The organism is Streptomyces xanthophaeus, assembly GCF_000725805.1.
GTDB lineage: Bacteria > Actinomycetota > Actinomycetes > Streptomycetales > Streptomycetaceae > Streptomyces > Streptomyces xanthophaeus.
Window position 1 is genome coordinate 1 of sequence record NZ_JOFT01000048.1, and the last position, 26,825, is coordinate 26,825.

21 protein-coding genes are annotated in these 26,825 nt (G+C 74.6%); 10 read left to right on the plus strand and 11 right to left on the minus strand.

The features are described 5' to 3' along the window. Positions 1-473: 473 nt before the first annotated feature. Both IO30_RS0125890 and ptsP read left to right on the plus strand, forming a co-directional pair. Positions 474-923, plus strand: coding sequence for a PTS sugar transporter subunit IIA (locus tag IO30_RS0125890; RefSeq protein WP_031146646.1), 450 nt, complete (start codon positions 474-476; stop codon positions 921-923). An 88-nt stretch (positions 924-1,011) separates the two neighbouring features. Continuing rightward, entirely contained in the window at positions 1,012-2,682 is a 1,671-nt protein-coding gene (gene ptsP / locus IO30_RS0125895; RefSeq protein WP_031146648.1) for a phosphoenolpyruvate--protein phosphotransferase, read from the plus strand. Positions 2,683-2,768: 86 nt separating this feature from the next. Here ptsP and IO30_RS0125900 read toward each other — a convergent pair whose 3' ends face one another. Then, positions 2,769-3,629, minus strand: coding sequence for a hypothetical protein (locus IO30_RS0125900; protein WP_037895167.1), 861 nt, complete (start codon positions 3,627-3,629; stop codon positions 2,769-2,771). On the opposite strand from IO30_RS0125900, the gene IO30_RS46450 reads away from it, so the two are divergent. Beyond that, entirely contained in the window at positions 3,607-3,777 is a 171-nt protein-coding gene (locus IO30_RS46450; protein ID WP_199921094.1) for a hypothetical protein, read from the plus strand. The genes IO30_RS0125900 and IO30_RS46450 overlap by 23 nt on opposite strands. A 51-nt stretch (positions 3,778-3,828) precedes the next feature. Here IO30_RS46450 and IO30_RS0125905 read toward each other — a convergent pair whose 3' ends face one another. Further along, positions 3,829-5,805 carry an acetoacetate--CoA ligase gene (locus tag IO30_RS0125905; protein ID WP_031146652.1) on the minus strand — a complete coding sequence of 659 codons (1,977 nt, stop codon included), beginning with the start codon at positions 5,803-5,805 and terminating at the stop codon, positions 3,829-3,831. Between the two features lie 244 nt (positions 5,806-6,049). Between IO30_RS0125905 and IO30_RS0125910 the strand changes: the two genes are divergently transcribed. Next, positions 6,050-8,407: a glycoside hydrolase family 31 protein gene (locus IO30_RS0125910; RefSeq protein WP_031146654.1), complete on the plus strand. Its 2,358-nt coding sequence runs from the start codon at positions 6,050-6,052 to the stop codon at positions 8,405-8,407. Between the two features lie 641 nt (positions 8,408-9,048). Here the strand turns inward: IO30_RS0125910 and IO30_RS0125915 are convergent. Further along, positions 9,049-9,558 carry an NUDIX domain-containing protein gene (locus IO30_RS0125915; protein ID WP_031146656.1) on the minus strand — a complete coding sequence of 170 codons (510 nt, stop codon included), beginning with the start codon at positions 9,556-9,558 and terminating at the stop codon, positions 9,049-9,051. Positions 9,559-9,587: 29 nt separating this feature from the next. Between IO30_RS0125915 and IO30_RS0125920 the strand changes: the two genes are divergently transcribed. From IO30_RS0125920 to IO30_RS0125935, 4 genes are read left to right on the plus strand one after another with little or no spacing between them, the layout of a single operon-like run. Beyond that, positions 9,588-10,277: a M15 family metallopeptidase gene (locus tag IO30_RS0125920; protein WP_234321846.1), complete on the plus strand. Its 690-nt coding sequence runs from the start codon at positions 9,588-9,590 to the stop codon at positions 10,275-10,277. A gap of 13 nt (positions 10,278-10,290) precedes the next feature. Next, positions 10,291-10,629, plus strand: a complete 339-nt coding sequence (locus IO30_RS0125925) for an Mpo1-like protein (protein ID WP_031146658.1) — start codon at positions 10,291-10,293, stop codon at positions 10,627-10,629. A gap of 60 nt (positions 10,630-10,689) precedes the next feature. After that, positions 10,690-11,160 (plus strand): Zn-ribbon domain-containing OB-fold protein, encoded by a 471-nt coding sequence (locus IO30_RS0125930; RefSeq protein WP_078904825.1) that lies wholly within the window; start codon positions 10,690-10,692, stop codon positions 11,158-11,160. Next, complete coding sequence (locus tag IO30_RS0125935; RefSeq protein ID WP_031146661.1) at positions 11,157-12,347, plus strand: lipid-transfer protein; 1,191 nt, start codon at positions 11,157-11,159, stop codon at positions 12,345-12,347. The genes IO30_RS0125930 and IO30_RS0125935 overlap by 4 nt, the downstream gene beginning before the upstream one ends. A 220-nt stretch (positions 12,348-12,567) precedes the next feature. Here the strand turns inward: IO30_RS0125935 and IO30_RS0125940 are convergent, their stop codons facing one another. The 4 genes from IO30_RS0125940 to IO30_RS0125955 are packed head-to-tail and all read right to left on the minus strand — an operon-like array spanning position 12,568 to position 16,993. After that, entirely contained in the window at positions 12,568-13,209 is a 642-nt protein-coding gene (locus tag IO30_RS0125940; protein WP_031146663.1) for a GTP-binding protein, read from the minus strand. Next, on the minus strand, positions 13,190-13,648 hold the full coding sequence (locus tag IO30_RS0125945) for a DUF742 domain-containing protein (RefSeq protein WP_031146665.1): 459 nt from the start codon (positions 13,646-13,648) through the stop codon (positions 13,190-13,192). The genes IO30_RS0125940 and IO30_RS0125945 overlap by 20 nt, the downstream gene beginning before the upstream one ends. A 10-nt stretch (positions 13,649-13,658) precedes the next feature. Beyond that, the gene (locus tag IO30_RS0125950) at positions 13,659-14,096 is read right to left on the minus strand and encodes a roadblock/LC7 domain-containing protein (RefSeq protein ID WP_031146667.1); all 438 of its coding nucleotides are present in this window, start codon (positions 14,094-14,096) and stop codon (positions 13,659-13,661) included. Continuing rightward, positions 14,093-16,993 (minus strand): sensor histidine kinase, encoded by a 2,901-nt coding sequence (locus IO30_RS0125955; protein ID WP_051902594.1) that lies wholly within the window; start codon positions 16,991-16,993, stop codon positions 14,093-14,095. Before IO30_RS0125955 ends, IO30_RS0125950 begins: the two co-directional genes overlap by 4 nt. Positions 16,994-17,404: 411 nt before the next feature. On the opposite strand from IO30_RS0125955, the gene IO30_RS0125960 reads away from it, so the two are divergent. Beyond that, positions 17,405-17,857 carry a hypothetical protein gene (locus IO30_RS0125960; protein ID WP_031146671.1) on the plus strand — a complete coding sequence of 151 codons (453 nt, stop codon included), beginning with the start codon at positions 17,405-17,407 and terminating at the stop codon, positions 17,855-17,857. Positions 17,858-17,935: 78 nt separating this feature from the next. Here the strand turns inward: IO30_RS0125960 and IO30_RS0125965 are convergent, their stop codons facing one another. From IO30_RS0125965 to IO30_RS0125980, 4 genes are all read right to left on the minus strand, one after another. Continuing rightward, the gene (locus IO30_RS0125965; protein ID WP_031146674.1) at positions 17,936-22,699 is read right to left on the minus strand and encodes a hypothetical protein; all 4,764 of its coding nucleotides are present in this window, start codon (positions 22,697-22,699) and stop codon (positions 17,936-17,938) included. Between the two features lie 72 nt (positions 22,700-22,771). Beyond that, positions 22,772-23,674 carry a hypothetical protein gene (locus tag IO30_RS0125970; RefSeq protein ID WP_031146676.1) on the minus strand — a complete coding sequence of 301 codons (903 nt, stop codon included), beginning with the start codon at positions 23,672-23,674 and terminating at the stop codon, positions 22,772-22,774. After that, positions 23,671-23,916 carry a hypothetical protein gene (locus tag IO30_RS45560; protein WP_157853371.1) on the minus strand — a complete coding sequence of 82 codons (246 nt, stop codon included), beginning with the start codon at positions 23,914-23,916 and terminating at the stop codon, positions 23,671-23,673. The genes IO30_RS0125970 and IO30_RS45560 overlap by 4 nt, the downstream gene beginning before the upstream one ends. A gap of 491 nt (positions 23,917-24,407) precedes the next feature. Then, complete coding sequence (locus tag IO30_RS0125980) at positions 24,408-25,913, minus strand: hypothetical protein (RefSeq protein WP_031146677.1); 1,506 nt, start codon at positions 25,911-25,913, stop codon at positions 24,408-24,410. 115 nt (positions 25,914-26,028) lie between these two features. Between IO30_RS0125980 and IO30_RS0125985 the strand changes: the two genes are divergently transcribed. Then, entirely contained in the window at positions 26,029-26,823 is a 795-nt protein-coding gene (locus tag IO30_RS0125985; RefSeq protein WP_051902597.1) for a LamB/YcsF family protein, read from the plus strand. Positions 26,824-26,825 lie beyond the last annotated feature (2 nt).

The window sequence follows — 26,825 nt, forward strand, 5'->3', positions numbered from 1 at the left end:
CTTCGTTTCCGACTCTATCAGACTCTTTCGTGTCCGATTCCCGGTCGAAGCGGGTTTCGCTTTCCAGGTTTCCGCTTTCGCGTTTCCCTTTCCGGCGAGTCCGACTCTATCAGTGCTTTTCCGTCTCTCTGACCACTCGACCGTTTACCGAATAGGCATGCGGAAAGAATTGGGAAGATCAAGATTTGCACTGAAGAGGAGGTTCCCGATCCACCGGCTGTTCGCGAGAAGTTCACACGAAGCGCCGTGGCGGGAGTCACGACAGTACAGGTCCGGTGGTGGCCAGGCAAATCGATTCAGGCGTATGGTCTAGTCCACCGGTCTAGTCCACTAGTCTCCGTGCCGAAGGACCGTCCGAGTCGGGACCAACTTCGGGCGAACCGGTACATCCCGTGACTTATCCTTCTGAGAGTACGCCGTTCGCAACAGGCAGTGACGGCGACACGAAGAAGCCCCACCCCTGGGAGGCCCCCATGACCAGCGTGACGTCCCCACTTGCCGGGCGCGCCATCGGACTCGCGGCAGTGCCGGATCCGGTGTTCTCCGGCGCGATGGTGGGACCGGGCACGGCCATCGATCCCGCGCGTGACTCCACGGAGGCGGTGTCCCCCGTCGACGGCGTGGTCGTCTCCCTGCACCCGCACGCGTACGTGGTCGTCGACAGCGACGGGCACGGTGTCCTCACCCACCTCGGGATCGACACCGTCCAGCTGAACGGCGAAGGCTTCGAGCTGCTCGTCAACAAGGGCGACACGGTGACGCGCGGCCAGGTCGTCATCCGCTGGAACCCCGCCGCCGTCGAGGCCGCGGGCAAGTCCCCCATCTGCCCGGTCGTGGCGCTGGAGGCCTCTGCCGAGTCCCTCTCCGACGTCGCCGAGAGCGGCGACATGAAGGCCGGCGACGTTCTCTTCAACTGGAAGTGACGTCCGCCTGACCCCTCCGCCCCAAGAGGCGCGAGTCGGACATCCACCGCGGCGGCCACGGTCCGCCGCTCAATCGGAGACGGGTGAAATGGAGACAACGCTGCGAGGCGTCGGCGTGAGCCACGGTGTGGCGATCGGCGAGGTTCGGCACATGGGCACGGCGGTTCTCGAGCCGCCGGCCAAGCAGATCACCGCGGATGAGGCGGAGCGCGAGCAGGGGCGCGCCCGCAAGGCCGTGGAGGCTGTATCGGCCGACCTGATCGCGCGCGGCCAGCTGGCCGGTGGCGAGGCTCAGCACGTGCTCGAGGCCCAGGCGATGATCGCCACGGACCCTGAGCTGATGGCGGACGTCGACCGGCGGATCGCCGTCGGCAGCACGGCCGAGCGGGGCGTGTACGACGCCTTCGCGTCCTACCGCGATCTGCTCGCCGGGGCCGGCGAGTACATGGCCGGCCGCGTGGCCGACCTCGACGACGTCCGGAACCGCATCGTGGCCCGCCTGCTGGGCGTGCCGATGCCGGGTGTCCCGGACAGCGACGAGCCGTACGTCCTGATCGCGCGGGACCTGGCTCCGGCCGACACCGCGCTGCTCGACCCGACGCTCGTCCTCGGTTTCGTCACCGAGGAAGGCGGTCCGACCAGCCACAGCGCGATCCTCGCGCGGGCGCTGGGCGTGCCGGCGATCGTGGCGCTGCCCGGCGCCGGTGAGATCGCCGAGGGCACCGTCATCGCGGTCGACGGCAGCACGGGTGACCTGTTCGTCGAGCCGACCCCGCAGAAGCGGGCCGAGCTGGAGGCCGCGGCCGCCGAGCGGAAGGCGGCGCTGGCCGCCTCCTCCGGTCCGGGTGCGACCTCCGACGGTCACAAGGTGCCGCTGCTGGCGAACGTCGGCGGTCCTGCCGACGTGCCCGCCGCCGTCGAAGCCGGGGCGGAGGGTGTGGGCCTGTTCCGCACCGAGTTCCTCTTCCTGGACGACAGCAAGAAGGCTCCTTCCGAGGAGAAGCAGATCGAGTCCTACCGCAAGGTGCTCGAGGCCTTCCCCGAGGGCCGTGTCGTCGTACGCGTCCTGGACGCGGGCGCCGACAAGCCGCTGGACTTCCTGACTCCGGCCGACGAGCCGAACCCGGCGCTGGGCGTGCGCGGTCTGCGGGCCCTGCTCGACCACCCCGAGGTACTGCGTACGCAGCTCACGGCTCTGGCCAAGGCCGCCGAGGGGCTGCCGGTCTACCTCGAGGTCATGGCCCCGATGGTGGCGGACCGGACCGACGCCAAGGCGTTCGCGGACGCCTGCCGTGAGGCGGGGCTGCAGGCGAAGTTCGGTGCGATGGTGGAGATCCCCTCCGCCGCGCTGCGGGCGCGTTCGATCCTGCAGGAGGTCGAGTTCCTGTCGCTGGGCACGAACGACCTCGCGCAGTACGCCTTCGCCGCCGACCGTCAGGTCGGGGCCGTCTCCCGGCTGCAGGACCCGTGGCAGCCGGCGCTGCTCGACCTGATCGCCCTGTCGGCGGATGCCGCCAGGGCGGAGGGCAAGAGCTGCGGCGTGTGCGGTGAGGCGGCGGCCGACCCGCTGCTGGCGTGTGTGCTGACCGGTCTCGGTGTCACCTCGCTGTCGATGGGTGCGGCTTCGATTCCGTACGTGCGGGCGACGCTCGCCAAGTACACGCTCGCCCAGTGCGAGCGTGCCGCGGCCGCGGCGCGTGCCGCGGACAGTGCCGAGGAGGCCCGCGTGGCCGCGCAGGCGGTGCTGTCCGGCGAGTAGCCGGAGCCCGGCCCGCGCGGCCGGGTCGTAGTGGAGTCGAGGGGCCTTCGCCGGTGGCGGGGGCCCCTCGGCCGTTCCTTCCCGAGCTACCCGTGCGGGCCGGGGTCGTCCACCTCGTAGCCCGGGCAGTACTCGACGCCTGGTTCCGGGGCGACGGGCTCCCCGGTGTCGGCGTCCGTGCAGTAGGCGTTGAACACGGCCGCCGCGGAGAGGGTGGTGAGGCGGCCGCGGTCCAGGCGCCAGCCGTGGACCCGGTCCTGGCGGCCCTCGGCGGAGCTGCGCAGGACCAGTCCGCCGGGGCCGCCGAGGGCGAGTCCGGCGGCCAGCACCGTCACGAAGTCGAGGCCTTCCCTGCCCTCGAACCAGGGCGGGTCCGCCGGGTCCGCGGAGGACTGGGCCTGGAGGACGGCGACGAGCTGTTCCGCCTCGGTGGGGACGCTGCAGACGAGGTGGTGACGGCCCGGGCCGGCTCCGGCGACCAGGCGTTTCAGTGCTTCGGCGGCGCGCGCGAAGGAGGCCTGGCCGATGTCCTCCCCGCAGTCGGCGCAGCTGCCGACCTGGGACAGCAGGGCGGTGGCGTACTCCCAGGTGGCCTGGCGGACGGCCTCGTCGACGAGGAGCGGGAGGATCTCCGCCACGGGCCGGCCCGTGTACGGCAGTCCGGAGCCCGTGCCGGCGAGTTCCGCGGTGAAGCGGGCGCGGGTCGCGGCGGTGTCCGGGTCCAGGCCGTGTTCCGCGCAGTAGTCGGTGTACTGGTCGGGGTCGAAGAGGGCGACGGTGGTGTGGATGCCCTGGGCCGCGAGGGTGCGGAGCAGGCCGTCCACGTGGTGGAGGTAGTCGGGATAGTCGGTGTGGTCGTCGAAGGTGAAGCTGGGGTAGCCGCACATGGCCGCGAAGTCCCCGGCGTCGGCCAGGAGGCCGACGGTGCTGGGGACTTCGCGGCGCAGCGTGCGGCGCCTGTGGCTGCTGCGGGTTTTGTCGCGCGTCCTGGTGCGCGTGCTGCTGCGCCTGCTGCCGCGCGTGCTGCTGCTCGTCTGGTGCGTGGGTCCCGCGCTGCTGGTGCGGTCGGTCGGTGGCATGGCCGGCTCCCCCTGAGTATCGCCATCACTTGCTCACTCAGAGTAATCACCGCCACTGACAGTGGTCTCAGCGGCGGGTGCGGGCCAGCTCCTCGTAGAAGTGGAGGAGGTCGAGGTTGTCCACCGAGCCCGGGTTGACGGCCTTGGCCAGCGGTGTGCCCTGGAGGAGGCGCTTGACGGGGACCTCGATGCGCTTGCCCGTGAGGGTGTGCGGGATGGCCGGGACCTCGATGACCTCGTCGGGTACGTGGCGCGGGGAGAGCTCCTCGCGGATGGTCGCCTTGATGCGGGCGCGCAGGTCGTCGTCGAGGGTGGCGCCGGGGGCGAGGTGGACGAAGAGCGGCATCCAGTAGCCGCCGTTCGGCTCCTCCAGGCCGATGACGAGGGACTCCTTGATCTCGGGGAGCCGTTCGACGGCCTCGTAGATGTCGGCGGAGCCCATCCGGACGCCCTGGCGGTTGAGCGTGGAGTCCGAGCGGCCGTGGATGATCACCGAGCCGTGGTCGGTGAGGGTGATCCAGTCCCCGTGGCGCCAGACGCCGGGGAACATCTCGAAGTAGCTCTCGTGGTAGCGGCTGCCGTCGGGGTCGTTCCAGAAGCGGACCGGCATAGAGGGCATGGGGTTGGTGACGACGAGTTCGCCGACCTCGCCGACGAGGGGCTTGCCGGACGGGTCCCAGGCCTGGAGGTCCGTACCGAGGCAGGGGGCCTGGAGCTCGCCGATGTGGACGGGGAGGGTGGGGACGCCGCCGGCGAAGCAGCTGCACACGTCGGTGCCGCCGCTGACGGAGGCGATCCACAGGTCCTCGGCCACCTCGTCGTGGAGCCAGCGGAAGCCGTCGGGCGGCAGCGGGGAGCCGGTGGTGGCCACGCACTTCACGGCGGAGAGGTCGAAGTCCCGGGCCGGGTGGACCTCGGCCTTGCGGCAGGCCATGACGTAGGCCGCGGAGGTCCCGTAGAGGGTCGCCCCGGTCCGTTCGGCGATGCGCCACTGGGCGGCGGTGTCGGGGTAGCCCGGGCTGCCGTCGTAGAGGACGACCGTGGTGCCGGTGAGCAGGCCGGAGACGAGGAAGTTCCACATCATCCAGCCGGTGGAGGTGTACCAGAAGAACCGGTCCTCGGGACCCAGGTCGCAGTGCAGTCCGAGCTGCTTGAGGTGTTCGAGGAGGATGCCGCCCTGGGACTGGACGATGGCCTTGGGCAGGCCGGTGGTGCCGGAGGAGTACAGCACCCACAGCGGGTGGTCGAAGGGGACCGCCTCGAAGACGGGCTCGGTGTCGCCGGCGGTCAGCGCGGACCAGTCGAGGGCGCCCTCGGGGGTCTGCGAGCCGAGCACCGGGATGTGGACGACGGCGCGCAGGGTGGGCAGCTCGGCGCGGAGTTCGGCGACGGTGTCGCGGCGGTCGTGCTGCTTGCCGCCGTAGCGGTAGCCGTCGACGGCGAAGAGGACGACGGGCTCGACCTGCTGGAAGCGGTCCAGGACGCTGCGGGCGCCGAAGTCGGGGGCGCAGGAGGTCCAGACGCCGCCGACAGCGGCGGTGGCGAGGAGGGCGACGACGGCTTCGGGGATGTTGGGGAGGTAGCCGCTGACCCGGTCGCCGGGGCGTACGCCGAGGGCGCGCAGCTGCGCGGCGAGCGCGCCGACCTGGCGGCGGAGCTCGGCCCAGGTGACGGGGGTGGCCTCGTGGGTCTCGTCGACGTGCAGCAGGGCGGGGTCCGCGGCGCGGGCCGGGTCCTCGGCGGCGCGCAGGGCGTGCTCGGCGTAGTTGAGGGTGGCGCCGGTGAACCAGCGTGCGCCGGGCATGGACCGGTCGTCGAGGACCGAGGTCCAGGGGGTGGTGAACCGGACGTCGAACCAGTCGGCGACGGCCTGCCAGAAGGTGTCGAGCTCGTCGACGGACCAGCTGTGCAGGGCGGCGTAGCCGCCGTCCACGGGGGCTCCGTACCGCTCGGCGGCCCAGGCCTGGAAGGCGGTGATCCGGGCCGCTGCGATCCGGTCGGGGCCCGGGGCCCAGAGGGGTTCCGGCTGCGTGGCTGAGGTCATGGGTCGGCTCCCGGTCAAGTCTGTGGCTCGCGCTTCGTGTGCGTACGGTGCCATCGCGCGGCGGGTGGGTGCGCGGCGGCTCACAGGGGACCATGCCACGTGATCGACATCCGCACCAGAGTCGTCATCGCCGCTCTCGGGGCGGCCCGTATGTGGGCGGCCACCGGTCGGCGGTGATCGCCTGCGGGTGAACGACAGTTGAACGCCGCACCCTCGGCCGTGGCCCGGTGGCAGGGTGATCTCCATGGACGGTCGTGATCTGGTGCGTGCGGTCAAGGACATCGGTACGGAGCGCGGACGGCGGGCGTGGCTGTCCGCCTGGCGCCACCGGCGCGCGGATGCGGTGGGGCTCCCGCGCCGGGGCGCGGAGCGGGCGCGGGTGCCGGGACTGCTGTCCGGTACGGAGCCGCGGCCGGGCGGGGGGCTGCTGCGGTTCGCCCGCTCGGAGCTCGTGGTGCGGGTCGGTGTGGGCGGTGCGGTGTTCTGGGGCTGGGACGGGGCGGAGGCAGCGCCTTCGTACGCGGTGACGGGCACCGGGCCGGAACCGGATCCGCGGGCCGTGCTGGAGCCGGACACCGGGGGCGGCTGGCGGGTGGTGTCGGAGCGGGTGACGGTGGCGGTGTCCCGGCACGGCGCGGTGGAGGTGCGCACTCCTGGCGGGGTGGTGCTGCGGCGGGAACTGCCGCCCCGGTGGTGGGAACCGGTGGAGGCCGCCGAGGGGGCGGGGGCGCGGTGGCTGCAGCGCAGCGAGGTGGCGGCGGACGCGAGGTTCTTCGGGCTGGGCGGACGGGCGGCGGGGCCGCGGCTGCGGGACGGGGTGTACCGGCTGTGGAACACCGATCCGAAGGGGGGTTTCGGGCCGGGGACGGATCCGCTGTACATCACGATGCCGGTGCAGATGGTGGTCGCGGATGCGGGCACGCACCTGGTGTTCCACGACAACTCCTGGGACGGGCGGGTGACGCTGCGCGAGGGCGAGGAGGGTGCGGGCTCGGGGGCGGACCGGCCGGGGTCGAGCGAGCTGCGCGTGGAGGGCGGGCCGCTGAGGTGCTGGGTGCTGACGGGGACGCCGGCGCGGGTGCTGCAGGGCTGGTCCGCGCTGACGGGCGCGGCCGCGGTGCCGCCCGCGTGGGCCCTGGGGTACCAGCACGCGCGGTGGGGGTTCGGGAGCGCGGCCGAGGTGCGGCGGGTGGTGGCGGGCTATGCGGAGCGCGGGCTGGCGCTGTCGGCCGTACATCTGGACATCGACCACTACGACGGCCACCGGGTCTTCACGGTGGACGGGGAGCGGTTCCCGGACCTGCCGGGGCTGGCGCGGGAGCTGGGTGAGCGGGGGGTGCGGCTGGTCTCCATCGTGGATCCGGCGGTGAAGGCCGGGGACCCGGTGCACGAGGCGGGGCTCGCGGTGGGGCCGGGCGGCGCCTTCGTCCGGGACGCGCGGGGCGGGGAGGTCCGTGGGGAGGTCTGGCCGGGCACGTGCGCCTATCCGGACTTCACCGATCCGGCCGTGCGGGAGTGGTGGGGCGGGCTGTACGCGGAGCGGCTCGCGCAGGGCTTCGCCGGTTTCTGGCACGACATGAACGAGCCGGTGTCCTTCACCCCGTTCGGGGACGCCACGCTGCCCCGGTCGGCGCGGCACGCGATGGACGGCGCGGGCGGGGACCACCGGGAGGGGCACAACGTGTACGCGCTGGCGATGGCGCGGGCGGGCTGGGAGGGGTTGGTGCGGCTGCGGCCGGACGAACGGCCGTTCCTGTTCTCCAGGTCGGGCTGGGCGGGCATGCAGCGGTACGGGGGCTCGTGGTCGGGTGACGTGGAGAGCAGCTGGGACGGGCTGCGGTCCTCCCTCGCGCTGGTCCTGGGGCTGGGGCTGTGCGGGGTGCCGTACTCGGGGCCGGACGTGGGGGGCTTCGGCGGGTCGCCGTCGGGCGAGCTGTACCTGCGGTGGTTGCAGCTGGGGGCGTACCTGCCGCTGTTCCGGACCCACTCGGCGCTCTGGGCCGGGCGGCGCGAGCCGTGGGAGTTCGGGCCGGAGGTGGAGGAGCACGCCAGGGCGGTGCTGGCGGAACGGGAGCGGCTGCGGCCGTACTTCGTGACGCTGGCGCACCTGGCCCGGCGCACCGGGGCCCCTTATGTGCGGCCGCTGTGGTGGGGGGCGCCGGAGGAGCGGGGGCTGCGGGACTGCGAGGACGCGTTCCTGCTGGGGGATGCGCTGCTGGTGGCGCCGGTGCTGGAGTGCGGGGCGGACCGGCGGGCGGTGCGGCTGCCGCGCGGGCGGTGGTACGACACCGTGACCGGGGCGGCGTACGAGGGTCCGGGCCAGGTGCTGCTGGACGCCCCGCCGGGCCGGATCCCGGTGCTGGCGCGGGCGGGCGCGGTGCTCGCGGTGCGGGACGGTTCCGGCGGCGGGGACGGGGTGGCCCTGGAGGCCTGGGCTCCGGCGCGGGGGCGGACGGGCGGAGGGCTGGTCATCCGGGACCCGGGGCCGGGCTTCGGGGCGGGAGAGGTGGAACGGTACGTGGTGCGCTGGCGCGGGGACACGGTGGTGGTGGAGGACGAGGCGGGCCACCCGGTCGAGAACGCGGTCGTCCGAGGCCTGTGACCTGCGCGGCGCGGCGCGGGCCGGGGCCGGCCGGGGCAGGTCGGGGCCTCTGACCTGCGGGCGCGGCGCGGGCCGGACCTGGCCGGGGCGGGGCGGGGCGGCCGGGCCTGGGCGGGCCGGGACGCACCTGCGGGGCGCCGGGCAGGGGCCTGCCCCGGGACGGCACCCGGGGGGCGTCGGGCCGCGAGGCACCCGGGCCGTGCGGCACTCCGGCGCAGGGCGTCCACGGTCGGGGACACCGGGAACGTGGGCACGCTGACCCTGAAGTGTCAGACAGCGGGGCGCCCGGGCCGTCGGGCATCTGCGGCCCGGTGTCGGGTCCGCATCCGCGGAACGACGCGGGACGACAGAGGCCGGGGCACCCTGGCCGCGGAAAGCCGGACCACAGGGCACGCGGACCGTCGCACGCCGCGGGGGCCGGGCAGCAGAGCTGCCCACGGAACACGGGACGCTCGGGTCGCGGGACACCCGGGCCCGTCGGGCACCCGAGGCACGAGGCACCGGACCCGTCGGCACCCACCGGCCGTGAGGCACCCCGGACCCGACAGGCACTCACGGGTCACGACGCACCCCGACCCGCCGAGCACCCGGGGCGCAGGGCGTGCCGTGGCGCGGTGGTGGGGGCCGCTCAGGGGGTGGGGTCAGGTGTAGGTGCCCGCGAACCAGTTGGACGTGGCCTGGGTGTGGAGGGGGAAGGCCAGGTCCTCGGGGGTGCGCAGGACGTGCCAGCCGGTGGTTTCGTCCGTCGGCTTCGAGGCGGGCAGGTCGGCGGCCGGGCGCGGCGGGAGGAGGCCGAAGAGGAGCAGGTGGCCCGCCGGCGAGCTCAGGGCGTCGGCGAGGGTGACCTCTTCGGCATCGGCGGTGATGCCGGTCTCCTCGCGGAGTTCGCGGACCACGGCCTCGCGCCAGTCCTCGCCGAAGTCCATGAAGCCGCCGGGCAGGGCGATCCCGCCGAGGGCCGGTTCGATGGTGCGCGTGATCACGACGAGGCCGGTGCCGTGCTCGTCCTCGACGGGGAGGAGGGCGACGGCGACGGGCAGCGGGTTGCGGTAGGCGGTGGCGCCGCACGCGGTGCAGGTGCGGGGCCATGCGGTCGAGCCGTACGGCGCTCCGCAGGTGGAGCAGTGCGAGTCCTTCAGCTGTGCCGGCATCCCGCGATGGTATGCCAAGGGGTATGTGGATGACGGCTGTTGCGGGGTTGGTCGCGGGTCTGGTCACGGTCTCGCCGGGCGGGGCGGCGCCGCCCGGGTTCGTGGCGCTGCGCGAGGTGGATCCGAGCATCCGCCAGGACATGCGGTACGCCGGTGCGCGGAACTTCACGGGCGGGGTCGTGGACGGGTACGAGGAGCCGGTCTGCCTGCTCGGCCGGCCCGCCGCAGAGGCACTGCGGCGGGCGCAGCGGGGGCTGTTGCGGCGCGGCTACGTGCTGCGGGTGTACGACTGCTACCGGCCGCAGCGGGCGGTCGACCACTTCGTGCGGTGGGCGCGGGGGGCCGAGGGTCCCGGGGACGCGCGGGCCAAGGCCGAGTTCTATCCGCACGTGGAGCGGAGCCGGCTGATCCCCGAGGGGTACATCGCGGAGAGGTCCGGGCACAGCCGCGGGAGCACGGTCGACGTGACCCTGGAGGAACTCTCGGGCCGTGAGGTGGACATGGGGACGGCCTTCGACTACTTCGATCCGCTCTCCCACACCGACGATCCGCGGGTGGGCGCCGCGGCCCGGGCCAACCGGGAGGTGCTCCGGCGGGCGCTGGAGGTGGAGGGCTTCGTCAACCTCCCCGAGGAGTGGTGGCACTTCACGCTGCGGCCGGAGACGTTCCCCGGGACGCATTTCGACTTCCCCGTAGCTGTCGCCGCCGTACGGCCGTGAGTACCGTGCCCGCATGACTTTCAGTTCGTACGAGGAGTTCTGGCCCTACTACGTCGCCATGCATTCCCGGGCCGCCACCCGCTGGGTGCATCTCACCGGGACCCTCACGGGTCTGGCGGTGACGGCCTACGGGCTGGCCCGCGGCCGCAGGCGCTACCTGGCGGCGCTCCCCCTCATCGGCTACGGGACGGCCTGGCCCGCGCACTTCCTGATCGAGGGGAACAATCCGGCGACCTTCGGGAATCCGGGCTGGTCGCTGCGCGGGGACGCACAGATGATCCGGATGATGCTGTCCGGCCGGGACGCGGAGCTGGACGCCATCGCCCAGAAGTGGCTTGCCGAGAACCGGTGACCGGGCGGCCCTGCCGTGGCAGACTCCTGACGATGCGTCAGATTCGGTAGGGGAGGGGTCTTGGCACTCACACGCACACCCGTCGTGGCCGGGTGGTTCACCGAGGACGGACCGGACGGCGGCTTCCGGCTGCTCGGCACCCGCTGTTCCGCCTGCACCACCGTGTTCTTCCCGCGCGAGGACGCGTACTGCCGCAACCCTCACTGTCCGGGCGGCGGCGGACTCGCCGAAGTGCCCCTGTCGGCCCGCGGCCGGGTCTGGTCCTACACCGACGGGCGCTACCGGCCACCCGCCCCGTACGTGTCCGACCCGGACGAGCCCTGGGAGCCGTACACCCTGGTGGCGGTCGAGCTGGAGGCCGAGGCGATGGTCGTGCTGGGGCAGGCGGCGCCCGGGGTGGGCGTGGCCGACCTGGCGGTCGGCATGGAGGTCGAGGTGGAGGGCGGCGTGCTGAACGAGGACGAGGACGCCGGTACGGCCTGGACCACCTGGCGCTTCCGGCCGGTGCCCGCCGCGGGAGCCGCCTCGTGAGCGCCGACGTCGCCGTCCTCGGCGCCGGGATGCACCCGTGGGGCAAGTGGGGGCGCAGCTTCGTCGAGTACGGGCGGGCCGCCGCGCGGACGGCGCTCGCGGACGCCGGACTGGACTGGACGGACGTGCAGTCCGTGGTCGGCGCCGACACGGTGCGCGGCGGCTACCCGGGCTACGTGGCCGGGGCGACCTTCGCCCGGGCGCTCGGCTGGCAGGGCGCCCGCGTGACCAGCGTGTACGCGGCCTGCGCGTCCGGGGCCCAGGCCATCGGGACGGCGCGGGCGCAGATCCTGGCCGGGCTGGCCGACGTGGTGCTCGTCGTGGGGGCGGACGCCGCGCCCAAGGGGTTCTTCGCACCGGCCGGGGGCGAGCGGCCGGACGATCCGGACTGGCTGCGCTTCCGGGTGCTGGGGGCCACCAACCCGGCGTACTTCGCACTGTACGCACGCCGCCGGATGGCCGTGTACGGGGACACCCCGGAGGACTTCGCCCAGGTCAAGGTGAAGAACGCGGCGGCCGGGGTGCTGAACCCGAACGCCCGCTACCGCAAGGCCGTCACCGCCGAGGAGGTAGCCGCCTCGGCCGTGGTCGCGGATCCGCTGCGGCTGCTGGACATCTGCGCCACCTCCGACGGGGGCGCGGCCCTGGTGCTGAGCAGCATGGACTTCGCGCGCTCGCGCGGGATCGGCGACCCGGTGCGGATCCGGGCGGTGTCCACGGTGACGCCGACGTACCCGCGGACCGTCCTGGACCTGCCCGACATCGCCACGGACTCGTCGGCGGCCGTGCGCCCGGCGCCCGGGTCGTTCCGGTCCTCGATCGCCCGGGCCGCCTACGAGGAGGCCGCGATCGGGCCCGACGAGCTCTCGCTGGCCGAGGTGTACGACCTGTCCACCGCGCTGGAACTGGAGTGGTACGAGGACATCGGCCTGTGCGCGGAGGGCGAGGGCGCCAAGCTCGTACGGGAGGGGGCGACGGCCCTCGGCGGGCGGATCCCCGTGAACACCAGCGGCGGGCTGGCCTCCTTCGGGGAGGCGGTGCCGGCGCAGGCCATCGCCCAGGTGTGCGAGCTGACCTGGCAGCTGCGGGGTACGGCCGGGGACCGGCAGGTGCCCGGGGCGAAGGCCGGGATCACCGCCAACCAGGGACTGTTCGGGCACGGGTCGGCCGTGGTGGCCGTGCGCTGAACAGCGCGTGTTGTCGGGATGCTTGACGGCCCCCGGCAGCAGGTTCACACTCGCTCCACGGTCCCGCGCCGCGACCGGGACCCCCTCGTCCCCCCGTGAGAGCCGCGGCCCGTACCCCAGTCGGCGGGGGTACGGGCCGCCTCCATGTCGGGCCGCCCTCCCGGGCCTGCGCCAGACCTCCTTCTCAGACCTCTCAGGCGTCTCGGACCTCTCAGACCTCTCAGGCCTCCGGCGACGGGCACGGCGTCAGGCTCCGCCGCCGGGCCGCGCGGGCCAGCGACATCGCGTGTTCCACGACCCCGACCAGTACGTCCTTCACGGACTCCCGGTCGCGTGCGTCGCACAGGAGCACCGGCACCCCGGCATCGAGGTCGAGTGCCTCCCGTACGGTCACCACCGGGTGCCGGTCCGCGCCGTCGAAACAGTTCACCGCGACCACGAACGGGATCCCGCGCCGCTCGAAGTAGTCGATCGCGGCGAAGCAGTCCGCGAGGCGGCGGGTGTCGGCGAGGACCACGGCGCCGAGCGAGCCCTGGGCCAGCTCGTCCCACAGGAACCAGAAGCGGTCCTGCCCGGGCGTGCCGAACAGGTACAGCACCAGGTCCTCGCGGAGGGTGATGCGCCCGAAGTCCATGGCGACGGTCGTGGTGCTCTTGGCCTCCACTCCCCCGGTGTCGTCGATGCCGATGCCCGGCTCCGACAGCTGTTCCTCCGTCCTCAGCGGTCTGATCTCGCTCACTGCACTGACCAGGGTGGTCTTGCCCACCCCGAAACCGCCCGCGACCAGGATCTTCAGGGTCAGCGGCTCGACCGGTGACACGGCATGCATGGCACCGGTGCGGCTAGAGCGCCCGAAGGCCATCGATCACCTCACGCAGAATGGATTCATCGGGAAGTTCGGCCGGAGGTACCGGCCGGGTCACATGGACCAGTTCGTCGTCCACCAGGTCGCCGATCAGGACCCGGACGACCCCGACCGCGAGGTCGAGGTCCGCCGCCAGTTCCGCGACCGACTGCGGCCGCCCCCGGCACAGCCCGAGGATGTGGGCGTGTTCCGGGGACAGGGTCATGTCCCAGACCGGGTCGTCGGCCGCCGGTTCGGCGACGACGAGCGCGATCAGGTCGAGCCGGTGCTGGCCCGCGTGGCTGGTCCGGCCGCGGGTCATCGCGTACGGGCGCACCACGGGTCCTGCGTCGTCGTCGAACCAGTGCGGGTGTTCGTAGCCGTGGACGTCGACGGGCGCCTCGACGGAAGTGTCGGCAGGCGGGTCGGTGGGGTGGTCCTGGCCGGTTTCGCTCATGCCGTACGACTCACCCTCCGGTTGGCAGCCCGGTGCGCGGGGCCGTCGCCAGGTGGTCGCCCACCCGCTTGACCATCAGCGTCATCTCGTACGCGACCTGCCCGACGTCGGAGTCGGCGTCGGACAGGACGGCCAGGCAGCTGCCGTCGCCGGCCGCCATGACGAAGAGGAAGGCCTCGTCGAGCTCGACGACGGTCTGGCGCACGGTGCCGGAGTCGAAGTGGCGGCCGACCCCCTTGGCCAGGCTGTGGAAGCCGGAGGCCACGGCCGCCAGGTGCTCGCTGTCCTCCCGGGTCAGGTCCTTGGAGCTCCCGGTGGGCAGGCCGTCCCCGGACAGGACCACCGCCTTGCGGATGCTGCCGACCCGGTCCACGAGCTCGTCGAGGAGCCAGTTGAGCGGGCCGGAGCCGCGGCCCCTGCTGTCGTTGCCGGTCTGCGGTGCGGTCATCGACCGTCCCCTTCGTTCTCGTATCCGGGACCTGAGGCGGCGGGGGTGCCTGCCTCGGACCCGGACTCGGACTGCTGCTGTGCGTGCTGTTGGCGGCCCGCCGTCCAGCCGCGCTGGAGGGCGGCCATCCGGGACCGCACCTCCTCCGCGTCACGGTCGGGGGCCGGGGCCGTCTCGGCGGCGGTGGGGGCGTGGTCCGCGGAGTTCTTCAGCTGGGGCGCCAGGCTGGCCTGGCGGACCCTCCGGGGCAGCACCCCGGCTCCCGGGCCGGGCAGCGCCGCACCGTCCCCGGGGCCGGCGCCGGGCTGCGGGACCACGGAGACGGGGCGGGGCTCGACGCGGCGGCCGTGGTCGGCGACCAGGGTCGGGGCGGGACGGCGGCGCGGGAGCGGTACGGCTCCGGAGGTGCGCGCCCCCTCGGGGCGGGCCCCGTCGCGGCGCGGGTTGTCCAGGCGGACCGGACCGGTGGGGGCCAGCGGTTCGCGGTCGGCGCCGGGACGCCGTTCGGCGGGCCGGCGGCCGGGCCGGTCCGCGTCGCGGTCCCGGTCGCGGAAGCCGTCCCGGTCGCGGTCGCGGAAGCCGTCCCGGTCGTGGAAGCCCTCGCGGTCGTTCTTCCAGGTGCCGCCCCGCTCCGCGTGCCGGTCGGTGTGCGGCCGGTCCGCCGGGCGCAGCCCCAGCAGGGCGCTGCGCGAGGTGCCGTTCGGCGGGGTCTCGTCGTCCAGGGTGGCCATGGCGGGCCGGGCCGGGCCGCCGGGAACGCCGATGGCCTGGTCCGGTACGGCCGGGTCGTCGAGCCCGTCCACCGCCTCCAGGCCGAAGGCGCCCAGCGGGGCCTCCAGCTCGACCGGGCCGCGCAGTTCGCCGGCCGGGAGCGGGCGGCCGGCCGGGGCGCGTTCCACGACGGCGGGCGCGGTCCGGGCGGACGGCCCGGAGGGGATCGTGCGGGGCCCTGCTCCCCGCCCGCCCCTGGCCGCGTCCAGCCGGACTCCCGTGCCGTTGGTCTCGGGAGCCTCGGTGAGCAGGGCCGCCGGTATGAGCACCACCGCGGTGGTGCCGCCGTAGGGGCTGCGCTGGAGGACGACCTTGACGCTGTGGCGACGGGCGAGGCGGCTGACGACGAAGAGGCCGAGCCGGTCGGTGTCGGAGAGCTCGAACTCGGGGTTCTCGGCGAGCCGGAGGTTCGCGTCGAGCAGCGCTTCGGGGTTCATGCCGAGGCCGCGGTCGTGGATCTCCAGGGTGAAGCCGTTGGCCACGCGTTCGCCGTGGACCTGGACCGCGGTGTGCGGCGGGGAGAACACGGTGGCGTTCTCCAGGAGTTCGGCGACGAGGTGGGTGACGTCGGCGACGGCCGGCCCGGCGATGCCCAGGCGCGGGAGCCGGCGCACCTCGATGCGTTCGTAGTCCTCGACCTCGGCGACGGCGGCCCGTACGACGTCCATCAGCTGGACGGGCTTGCGCCACTGGCGGGAGGGCGCGGCGCCGGAGAGGATCACCAGGCCTTCGGCGTGGCGGCGCATGCGGGTGGTCATGTGGTCGAGCCGGAAGAGGTCGGCGAGCTCCTCGCTGTCCTCCGTACGGCGTTCCATGGTGTCGAGGAGGGTCAGCTGGCGGTGCAGGAGGACCTGGTTGCGGCGGGCCAGGTTGACGAACACCTCGGAGACGCCGCGGCGCAGTTCGGCCTGTTTCACGGCGGCCTCGACGGCGGCCCGCTGGAGGCTGTTGAGGGCCTGTCCGACCTGGCCCACCTCGTCCTTCTCGTACTCCAGGCGGGGTGCCTCGGTCTCCACGTCCACGTGCTCGCCGGCGGCCAGGCGGCGCATCACGCCGGGCAGGCGGACCCCGGAGGCCTCGTGGGCCTCCTTGCGGAGCCGGGACAGGTCGCGGATCAGGTCGCGGCCGATGCGTACGGACAGGATCAGGGAGACGGTCAGGGCGATGAAGCCGAGGACTCCCGCGACGGCCGCCTGGACCAGGACGTCCATGGCGACGGGTTCGACGCGCTTTTGGTAGCGGTCCCCGGCGTCGGTGCCCATGACGGCGAGGTCGTCGAGGACCTTGGTGGCGGCCTCGTCCCACTGGGCGGCCGTGACCTTGGGGTTCTTGACGGCGCCGCCGGTGAGGAGCCGCTCTTCGGTATCGCGCAGGGCCTTGGTCTCGGGGTCGGACCAGTACTGCTCGAACCGCTGGCGGTCGGCGGACGGGAGGATGGCGAGGTTGAACTCGTACAGCAGCCTGCGGTTGGCGACGAGGTCGGAGATGCGGCGCAGGTCCGCGGCGCTGACGGTGTGGGCGGCGAGGGCGGAGGCGATCACGGCGTCCTCGCGCGAGAGGGTCTCGCGGGCGCGGGTGATGCCCACGAGGGCGCGGCCCTGCTTGTCCATCTCCACGTTCTCCAGGGCGTGGAGGTTCATCAGGAACTCGTAGCAGGGGTCGACGAGGCGGCTGTAGAGCTCCAGGGCCTGGCTGGGGTCGAGGGCGTTCTGGTCGACCGAGCGGCGCAGGGCGCCGATGCCGTGGAAGGCGGCCAGGATGGAGCGCAGGCGCTGGGCGTTCGGGGCGCTCAGTTCGTCGGTGACCTCGGGGTCGCGGGCGTTGGCGCTGATGCGTTCGACGACCTCGTCGGTGGCGGCGCGGTGCTTGGCGAGTTCGGCGGTCGCGGCCGAGGCCCGGGGGTCGCCGAGGACGACGAGGCTCTGGCGGCGTTCCTTCTGGACGACGCGGACGACGTCCTCGATGGGGTAGCCGACCTTGTCGATGACGTAGGCGACGTCGAGGAGTTGGACGGCCTGGCGGCCGGTGATGACCGTCGCGAAGCCCCAGAGGGCGGTCAGGGAGACGAGCGGCACAAGGAGCAACGCCACGATCTTCCGGCGGATGGACTTCCCGCGAAAGCGCATGGCCTCCCCAGCCTCCCCCAGCTCAACCCCGCTGCCGGGGGTCGGTGTTCCGTCATTTAAACGGCGTGAGCCTACTACTGCCACGCAGCGGCTTCGAAGGCGTGTCCGGACGTTTTCGGCCGGACCCCTGGACGAAGATCACCAGTTGTCCGATACTTCCGGTCAAGAGCAGCCCGATATGTGGCAGATGACACTTGGTGGGGCGTCAGTTCCTGCAATCGGATGGATGGCTGGAATTATTCGTTCCGCGATCGGACGGTCAGGTGAGGTGTCCGCGATGCGGGAATCTCTGGTGACCGCCGGACGTCTGTCTGTTCGAGGGGACGCATGGGGACGGACGACGGGGTAGACGACGGGTAGGCGCCGTGGGCGGCAGGCACGGCGGACCGCGTGGTGGGGAGTGGGCGGACCATGAGCAGGTACGAGGAAGACGCAGGCAGCGGCGGCGCCGGAGCTGGTGTGCGGGCTCCGGCCGGCCTGTGGGTGGAGGAACCGGCCCGCCGGCGCCGGATGCCGGACCCGGTGCGGACCGCAGCGGTGCGGGCGGTGCTGATCGTGGCCGTGACCCTGACCCAGGCGACGATCAGCTTCTTCCTCGCGCTCACCGGGTCCTGGCTGGCCTTCCCCATGTCCCTAGGCGCCGTAGCGGGGACCGTCGTGGCCACTTGGGGCGTCCTGGACGTGTGGATCACCCGGCAGACGTGGAACCAGCGGTACGGGGTCCTGTCCGCGCCGAGCAGCACGGCCCGCGCCCGGCGCCGCGAGGCGCAGCGGGCGGCCCAGGCGGCGCGGGCCTCGCGCGAGCGCGGCCCGGGCCGGATAACCCGGGAGGACGGCCCCCTGGCCGGCTTCGGACGGGGCTAGGCGGCAACGCACCCGGCCCGGCCCGCGCCCGGCGCCGCGAGGCGCAGGGGGCGGGGCCGGGTGCGGGGGCGGGCCGGGTCAGGAAGGCGTGCCCCTGCGGAACATCCGGGTGGCCGTGATCTCGCCGTGGATGGTCTCCCCCTCCGGGGAGGGCTGCGGCAGCCCCGGGCGCAGGTGTTCCTCCACGCTGATGTACTTCAGGCCCGCCCTCAGGTCCGCGTCGTTGCGCAGCCGGATCACCAGCGGGAACTCGGCGAGGGCCGTGGTGTCGAACAGGCCCGTCGTGTACAGCAGCTGGACGCCCAGCGCGTCGGAAACGGCCCGCTGGAGCTCCAGCAGGTACGTGGCGTTCGCGCGGCCGATCGGGTTGTCGAGGAACAGCGTGCCCGCGTGGCGGTGCTTGTCGCGGCCTCGGTCGTTGCTGCGCAGCGCCGCCATGGTGCAGTACAGGGCGATCGCCGCGGTCAGCAGCTGCCCGCCGGAGAAGACGTCGCCCATCTGCCCGACCGGGACCCGCTCGGCGCGCAGCACCGCGTCCGGCTTGAGGATCTCCACGGAGATGCCCTTGGGCTCCAGCGCCGCCTGGACCGCCCTCAGCAGCAGGGACATGCCGTCGCGGCGGCCCTCGCCGAAGGAGGCGGTGCTGTTCTTCTTCACCGCCGCGCGGGTGGCCTCGTCGATGACCTCGCCCAGGCGCTCGGTGAGCGTGGCCTGGTCGGGCTCCTCGAAGCGGATCCGCAGGAACTCCTGGCCCGACCATTCGCCGAGGCCTTCCGGCAGCTGGGACAGCCGCTGCGCGGACCGCAGCGTGGCCAGGGCCGATTCGACGAGGCCGCGCAGCCGGTCGACGATGCTGTCGCGGTTGCGTTCCAGCTGCGCCAGCTCGTCGGTCAGGACGCGCAGCCGGGGTGCGAAGGCCGCGGCCCAGGCCGCCGCGTGCTCGGGCAGCGCGGAGGCGGGGAGTTCGCGGATCTGCTGGCGCGCGGGGGTGCGTACCTGCTCGTAGCGGGTGGCATTGGCGTGCCGGACCAGGACGTCGCTCGCCTCGCGCACCGCGGACTCGGCGGCCGACAGGTCGGCCGCGCAGCTGCGCAGGGAGCGGCGGGCCTCGGTGGCGGACTGCCGGGCCTCCTCCAGGGTGCCGGGGTGCGGCGCCGGCTCATGCTCGTCCTCCGGGTGCGTGTGGTCGCGCAACAGGTCCCGGAGCAGGGCCGCGGTCTCCTCGAAGCCGCCGGCCCCGTCCTCGGCGGCCCGGTGGGCGCGCAGCAGGTCCGCGTGGGCGGAGCGGGCGTGCTCCACGGCCGCGGTGTGGGCGCCGAGCTGGGCGGTGGCCGTACGCAGCAGGGCCTGCGCCTGCTCCACGTCCGCCGGGACCAGGTCCTCGGGCAGTTCGGTGTGCGCCTCGCCCTCGGCGGGGGCGTGCCGCTCGGCCTCGCCGCGCAGCCGGCCCAGCTGCTCGCTGGCGTGCGAGGCACGGGTCTCCAGCATCTGCACGAAGGACTCGGCGCGGGCGGCGGCCGCCTGGCGGGACGGGCCGTCGGCGCCGTCGGTCCCTTCGAGGAGCTGGGCCGCGCGGGTACGGACCTTGTTGGTGAGGCGGTCGAGTTCGGTGAGGGCGGCGCTCTCGTCGCTCTCGGCGCGGGCCTGTTCCGCGCGCAGGTCGGCGCCGACGCCGACCTTCTCGTAGAGCTGGGAGGCGGCGCGATAGGCCTCGCGCAGGTCGGGCAGCGGGGGCCGCTGCCCGTCGGCGCGGCCGTCGTCCTCGGGAAGGGGTTCGGGGGCGCCCGCGATCTCGGCGCGCTCGGCCCGCAGGGCCCGGGCGGTGCGCCGGGCGTCGTCGGCGGCCCGCTGGGCGGCCCGGCGGTCCTCGTCGGCGGACCGGGCCCGGTCCAGGCAGACCTCGGCGCGGGCCTCCGACTCGGCGGCCTCGTCGGCGAGTTCCCGCAGCCTGGCCTGCCAGCCCGCGCGTTCGCGCAGCCGGAAGGCGAGGCCTGCAAGGGCGTCGGCGACGCGGCGGGCCCGCTGGGCGGTGTCCTGGCGCTCGTCGCGCAGGCGGGTGGCGTCGGCGGCGGCCTCTTCGGCCTCAGCGCGTACCGTACGGGCCTCCGCGAGCTCGGCGTCGGCCTCCTCGGCGAACGTACGGGCGGCCTCGGCCTGCTGCGCGAGCTCGGCGAGGCGGCCGGGCGGGCAGCCGGTGCGCCAGGAGGCGAGGCGGGCGGCGAGCTCGCGGTCCCCGGAGAGGCGGGCGGCCAGGGTGCGGATCTCGGCGTCGCGGTCGGTGGCGCGGGTGCGCAGCGCGCGGCGCTCCTCGTCGGCGGCGTGCTCGTCGTGCATGGCCGGGTTCGGCGGCACGATGAAGATCCCGGATTCGCCCGTACCGGAGCCGGAGCCGGCCGGGGGTACGGGCGCCAGCAGGGCGGCGGCCGTGCCCACGGCGACGGTGGAGCGCGGGAGCAGGGCGGCGCCGGAGAGGACCTCGCGGGCCCGGCTGTGGGTGTCGGGGTCGGTGATGACGACGCCGTCGACGAGCTCGGGGCGGGCGGCGAGGACGGCGGCGTGGTCGGCGGGGTCCACGGACTGGGCCAGGTAGCGCCAGCCGGGGAGGGCCGGGATGCCGTGCTCGCCGAGGTACTCGACGGTGGCGAGGACGTCGGGGCCGGGCGGCAGCAGGCCGCCGTCGCCGAGCGCGCCGAGGATGCGGGCGTCGTCGGCGGCGGCGGTGCGCAGCTCGAACAGCTGGCGTTCGGCCGAGGCGACCGAGTCGGTGAGCAGGGTGCGCAGTTCGTCGGCGCCGCGGTCGAGGTCCTCGGCGGTGAGCCGTCCGGCGGCGGTGGCCAGAGCGGAGCGGGCCTCGCCCTGGGCGACGGCCTGCGGGCCGCCGGGCGTACGGCGTCCCGTGCCCGGGCCGGAGCCGGGGTGCTGCCCGGGCGCGGCAGGGCCGGTGTCCGCGGCGGGGTCCTGGCCGGCCCTGGGCGAGGGCACCGGGGCGTCGGTGGCGCAGGGCAGGCCGAGGAGGTCGGCCAGCCGGGGTGCGGCAGCGAGGGAGGCGGCGGTGCGGTGTTCCGCGTCGTGGGCGGCTTCGGCCGCTTCGGCCGCGTCGGCGGCGCGGGCGGCGGTGAGTTCGGCGCGGGACTCCGCGGCGGCGGCCTCGCGGGCGGCTTCGGAGGTGGTCCTGGCGGCTTCCCTGGCCTCGTCCCAGGCGGCCACGGCGGTCTGCTCCGCATCGGCGGCGGCGAGGGCGGCGCGGGCCGGGTCGGCGTCGGGCGCGGAGTCGTCGAGCCAGCCCGCGCGGACGGCCTCGGCGGTCTCCTGCTGGACCTCACCGAGGCGCGAGCGCAGGTGTTCGGCCTCGCTGCGGGCCCGCTGGGCTGCCGTGGCGGCGGCGGTGGCGTCGCGGTGGGCGGCCTCGCCCGCGGTCTGCAGGACGGCGGAGCGTTCCTCCTCCTCGTTGGCGACGCGCTCCCCGTGCTCGGCGGCGGTGTGCAGGGCGCGTACGAGGTCGGCGGCGGCCGTGGCGCGGGCGGCGAGTGCGGGAGCGGCGTCCCGTTCGGCCTCCAGGATGGCGGCGGCGACCCGGGCGGACCGGTCGGCGGCGGCGCGGTGGCGCAGGACGGTCTCGGCGGCCTGCCAGGCGGAGTGCAGCGTCCGGGCTTCGAGGAGTTCGCGGCGCTGGGCGGCGGCGGCCTTGTCGGCGACGGTGAGGGCCAGCGAGGCGTGCCGGTAGGCGAGTTCGGCGGAGACCGCGGCGCTGCGGGCCCGGGCCGATTCGGCGGCGGTGACCTCGTGGGCGGCGCCGGTGACGCGCTGGGCGAGGTCGGCGGCGCGGCCGCGTTCGGCGGTGGCGCGGGCGGACAGCCGCCGGGCGAGGGTGCGGGTGCGGCGTTCGGCGCCCGCGTGGACGTCGCGCAGCCGGGAGCGGGTCCCGGCTGCCTCCACGATCTTGGTGAGCAGGTCCACCGAGCCCGCGGTGAAGTCCCGTTCGGCCATCAGCTCGGCGCGGCGGCCGAGCTTGTTGCCGAAGCCGTGCACGAGGTCGGCGAGCCCGTCGGTGTCGCGGGTGTCGGTGACGGCGCGCAGCAGCAGGTCGGTGAAGTCGGAGTCCTTCTTGACCGCGAAGAGGCCGGCGGCCTCGCCCTCGTCCGCGTTCATCTCGCGCTGGTAGCGGAAGAGTTCGGGGTCGAGGCCGAGTTCGGTGAGGTGCTCGTTCCAGCGGTCGTGGATCTCCTCCCAGCCCACTTCGAGGTGCGGGTACGCCTTGCCCGCGTCGGTGAGGGCGTCGCGGAAGCCCTTCATGGTGCGGCGCCGGCCCTGGGCGCCGGAGACGCCTTCGACGGGCGGCCGGACGGTGGTGGCCTCGGCGACGGGCAGGTTGTCGAGGCTCAGTCCGGGGCCGGGGCGGAAGGAGTACCAGGCCTCGGCGAACTTGCGCGGGTCGTTGGAGACCTGGCGGCCGCGCCATTCGCTGACCTTGCCGACGACCAGGCACTCACCGGTCTGGGTGTGCTGCCACTCCAGGGCGACGTGGCCGCAGTCGTCCGCGAGGAGGAACTTGCGCAGTACGCCGGAGCTGGCGCCGCCGAGGGTGTTGCGGTGGCCCGGCAGCATCACCGAGAAGATCAGCTTGAGCAGGACGGACTTGCCGCCGCCGTTCTCCAGGAACAGCACGCCGGCGGGCGCGGGGCGGCGCGGCGGGCCGGTGGGCTCGTCCTCGAAGAACTCCGCCTGGGCGGGCGCCGGGTGGGGCACCGGCTCACCGACTCCGCGCAGGTCGAGCACGGTGTCGGCGTAGCGCGCGCCGGCGGGCCCGATGGAGTAGAGGCGGATCCGGGACAGCTCGTACATGGCGGCGGACTCTCGTGGTGTCTTGGTACGGAGGGCAGGTGGCCGGGGGCGGGTGGCCTGAGGGCGGGTGGCTCAGGCGTGGAAGGGGAGTCCGGCGTCGGCTGCCAGCTCCAGGTCGTCGCCCTCGGGCGGCGGCAGGAGGGTGGCACTGCCGTCGCTGACGGCGACGACGCCGAGTTCCAGGAGTTCGGCCATGGCCGCGCTGCCCGCCATGTCGCGGACCTGGAGCTGGTAGCGGGGGGTGGTGCGGTAGGTGCCGCCGGAGTCGTCCCCGGTGCGCTGGAGGAAGCCGGATTCGGTGAGGAAGGCGGCGGCCTTGCCGACGATGCCGGTGGTGGAACCGGCCAGGCGGCGGGCGTCCTTGGTGGCGCCGGTCGCACTGCGGCGGGCGTAGACGCGCCAGGCGGCCTCCAGGCCGGGGGCGTCGGTGGCGGGGTCGGTGTTCTCGCCGAGTTCCTCGGCGCGCTCCTCCAGGCGGCGGCAGGTCTGCCGGACGAAGGCGTCGACGCCGTTGACGGTGACACGGCCGATGTAACCGTCGTCGGCGAGGTCCTCGGGGCGGGGGAAGGCGAGGGCCGCGACGGCCAGGTGGGCGAGGCCGTGCAGGAAGCGGTCCGCGGAGTCGGCGGTGGTGCGGCGGGCGTAGTCGCCCATGCGGACGGCGAAGACGGAGTCCTCGCCCGCGGCGACGGCCATGCCCGCGCGCGGGGACACCTCGAGGACGACGAGGCCGAGGCCGGTGGCCACGGCGTCGGCGAGACGGCCGAAGGCGGGCTCTTCGCGGTAGCGGCGCAGCAGCTCGGCGTACTCGGCGTCGCGGGCGGGGAGCAGCTTGGGCTGGAGCCCGAACGCGACGAGCCGGGCCGCGTCGGCGGCGTCGGCGGGGGTCAGCGCCCCGGCGGGGGCGGGCGCGACGGGAGCCGACGGCGCGTCGGGCTCGCTCCACGCGGGGTGCTCGGCGTGGTGGTCGCTCACGGGCGGCTCTCCTCGGCGGTACGGGTGGGGACGGACAGGGGCGCGGACCCGGACGGCTGCGCGGGCACGCGGACGAGGACGGGCAGTCGCACGGGCCCACTGGCGGGGGCGGGCAGCCACGCGGATCCGCCGGCGGCGACGGGCAGCCGCACAGGCACTCCGGCGGCGACGGGCAGCGGCGCGAGGCCACCGACAGAAGCGGGCAGGCGCGCGGGCACACCGCTGGAGGCGGGCAGCCGCACAGGCCCACCCGCGGCGACGGGGAACCCCGCGACACCGCCGGCGGCCGCGGACAGCCGGGCAGACGCTCCGCCGGAGGCGGACAGCCGGGCAGACGCTCCGCCGGAGGCGGACAGCCGGGCAGACCCTCCGCCGGAGGCGGGCAGCCGCGCAGGCGCGCCGGCAGCGACGGGGAACCGCGCAGGCCCACTGGCGGGAACGGGAAGCCGCGCAGGCACACCGACGGCGACCGGGAACCGCGCAGGCACACCGGCGGCGACCGGGAACCGCGCAGGCACGTCGGCGGCGACGCGGAACGGGGCGAGACCACCGGCAGGCTCGGGCAGCCGCGCAGGCACGTCGGCGGAGGCGGGTGGCCGTGCTCCGGCAGGGGGCGACACCGGCGTGGGCCGGTGCGCAGGCGGCGGAGTGGGCGCAAGCAGCCGCCTGGGCCGGTGCGCGGGCGGCCGGGTGGGCGCAAGGACCCGCCCGGGCGGGTGCGCGGGTCGGTGGGTCATGAGGCCTCCGCGCGGTCGGCGGCCATGCCGGCCGCGTCCAGCAGGGCCGTGCCGACGATCAGGTCGGCCCCGCCGAACTCGGGGTCGTCCAGGGGCGTGCCGTCGTCGACCGCGAAGAGCAGCCGCTCCTCGCCCTGGCGGTACGCCGTCCCGACGGCCGGGCTCGCCGCGTGGACGGCCAGCAGTGCCACCAGGTAGGGCAGCTCCGGGTCCGTGCGCCGGGCCTCCACCAGCAGACCGGACAGGCGGCGCGGCGCGTCGTGCGGGAGGGTCAGCAGCTCCGTGGCGCGGGCGAGCTGCTCCTCGCTGAAGCGGCTGTCGTCCGGCGTGGCGATGAGGTCGGGCTCCGGCATCTCCGCGCCGAGGTGCTCCCGCTCCACCGGCGGGGTGAGCAGGATGTCGACGAGGTCGGTGACCCGGACGGAGACGGGCGTGCGCAGCCCGGCGCCGGAGGCGAAGAAGGCGTCGGTGACCCGGCCCGCCTGGGCCAGGGGCAGCGGCAGGAGCGGGGCGACGAGCTGCCCGTACAGGTCGATCCCGGAGCGCGGCGCGGGGGCCGCGAAGGCCTGGCGGTCCTGTTCGGCCCGGAACAGCGGGCCCGCGTCGAGCAGCCGGGACTGGAGCTGGGTGTGCCGGCGGATGCAGTCCTTGACGATGTCGACGAGTTCGGCGGCGCGCCGCTTGTTCTCGGGCTCCTCCGCCTCGTCGCGCGCCTTGCGGATGTTGGTGAGGATCGCGTTCTCGTGGCGGTAGCGGTCCGCGACGTGGTCCAGGGCCTCCGCGATCATGTCGGGGACGGCCTGGAGCCAGTCCACGGCCCGCACGTTGCGCCGGGTCGCGTCGAGGGTGCGGCGCAGGGTCTCGGCGTACTGGACGGTCCGGTAGCGGGCCTGTTCGGCCGCGAGCTGGGCGTCGGCGAGCCGGCCGCGGCTGATCAGCACCTCCAGCTTGACCTCGGCGGCGATCTGCGCGCTGGTGACATCGGTGTCGAGGGCGCCGACCAGGACGTTGACGGCCTCGTCGGTGGTGCGCAGGTAGACCGCGCCGCCGTACCCCGGGACCTCCTCGATCAGCTTGAAGTCGTAGTCGCGGCGGACGTAGACGCCGTCCGGGCCGAAGGTGCCGTAGATCGCGCGGAAGCCCCGGTCCACGCTGCCGACGTTGATCAGGTTCTCCAGCACCCAGCGGGCCACCCGCTCGTGCTCGGCCGCCGGGCGGGACGGTGCCTGGGCCGCGACGCGCGGCAGCAGCCTGGCCACTATCTGCTCGTGGTCCGCGCCGGTGTCGAAGTCCATGTTGAGCGTGACCAGGTCGATCGCGGCCAGCGCGACCTCCGCCATCGCGTAGACCCCGTACTCGCCCGCCAGATTGGCCTTGCGTACGTCGAGGTCGTGCAGCGGGGCGGTGCAGGCGAGGGCGCGCAGCCGCCGGGCCAGGCCCTCGTCGGCGGCAGGGCCCGGCGCCGGGGACGGAAGGGTCTTCGCCGGGGCGGGGAGAGTCACGGACAAAGACTAGGCGCTGACCCTGACAACAACCCAAACGGCACGGTTCGGCCGGATCGTCCCGGCCCCGGGGGAGACGGTGCGCGCGCTGTTCTACGCTCGCCGCATGGCTTCCATGATCACACCAGCGGCCGTCCCCGGGCCCGCCGCCCCGATCGACCTGAACGCCGACCTCGGCGAGGGGTTCGGCCGGTGGACGCTGACCGACGACGAGGCGCTGCTGTCCGTCGTCACGAGCGCCAACGTGGCCTGCGGCTTCCACGCCGGTGACCCCTCCATCATGCGCCGGGTGTGCGAGCTGGCCGCCGGGCGGGGGGTGCGGATCGGGGCGCAGGTCTCCTACCGGGACCTGGCGGGGTTCGGGCGGCGTGCCATGGACGTCCCGGCGGACGAGCTGGCGGCCGAGGTGGCCTACCAGATCGGGGCGTTGGAGGTGTTCGCACGGGCGGCCGGTTCCCGGGTGTCGTATGTGAAACCGCACGGCGCGCTCTACAACCGCACCGTGCACGACGCGGCCCAGGCGGCGGCCGTGGTCGCGGGCGTACGGCTCGCCTCGGGGCCGGCCGGCCTGCCGGTGCTGGGCCTGCCGGGGTCGCTGCTGCTGGCGGCCGCCGCGGAGGCCGGGCTGGCTCCCGTGCCCGAGGCCTTCGCCGACCGGGCCTACACGCCCGCCGGGGCCCTGGTGCCGCGCGGCGAGCCGGGGGCGGTCCTGCACGACCCGGACGCCGTGGTGGCGCGGTCCGTACGGATGGCCGCCGACGGCGTGACGGTGGCCGCCGACGGCTCGGTCGTCGCGGTGGCCGCGCGTTCCCTGTGCCTGCACGGGGACACCCCGGGGGCCGCGGGGCTGGCCGTGCGGGTGCGCGGGGCCCTGGAGGCGGCCGGGGTACGGGTCGAGGCCTTCGCATGAGC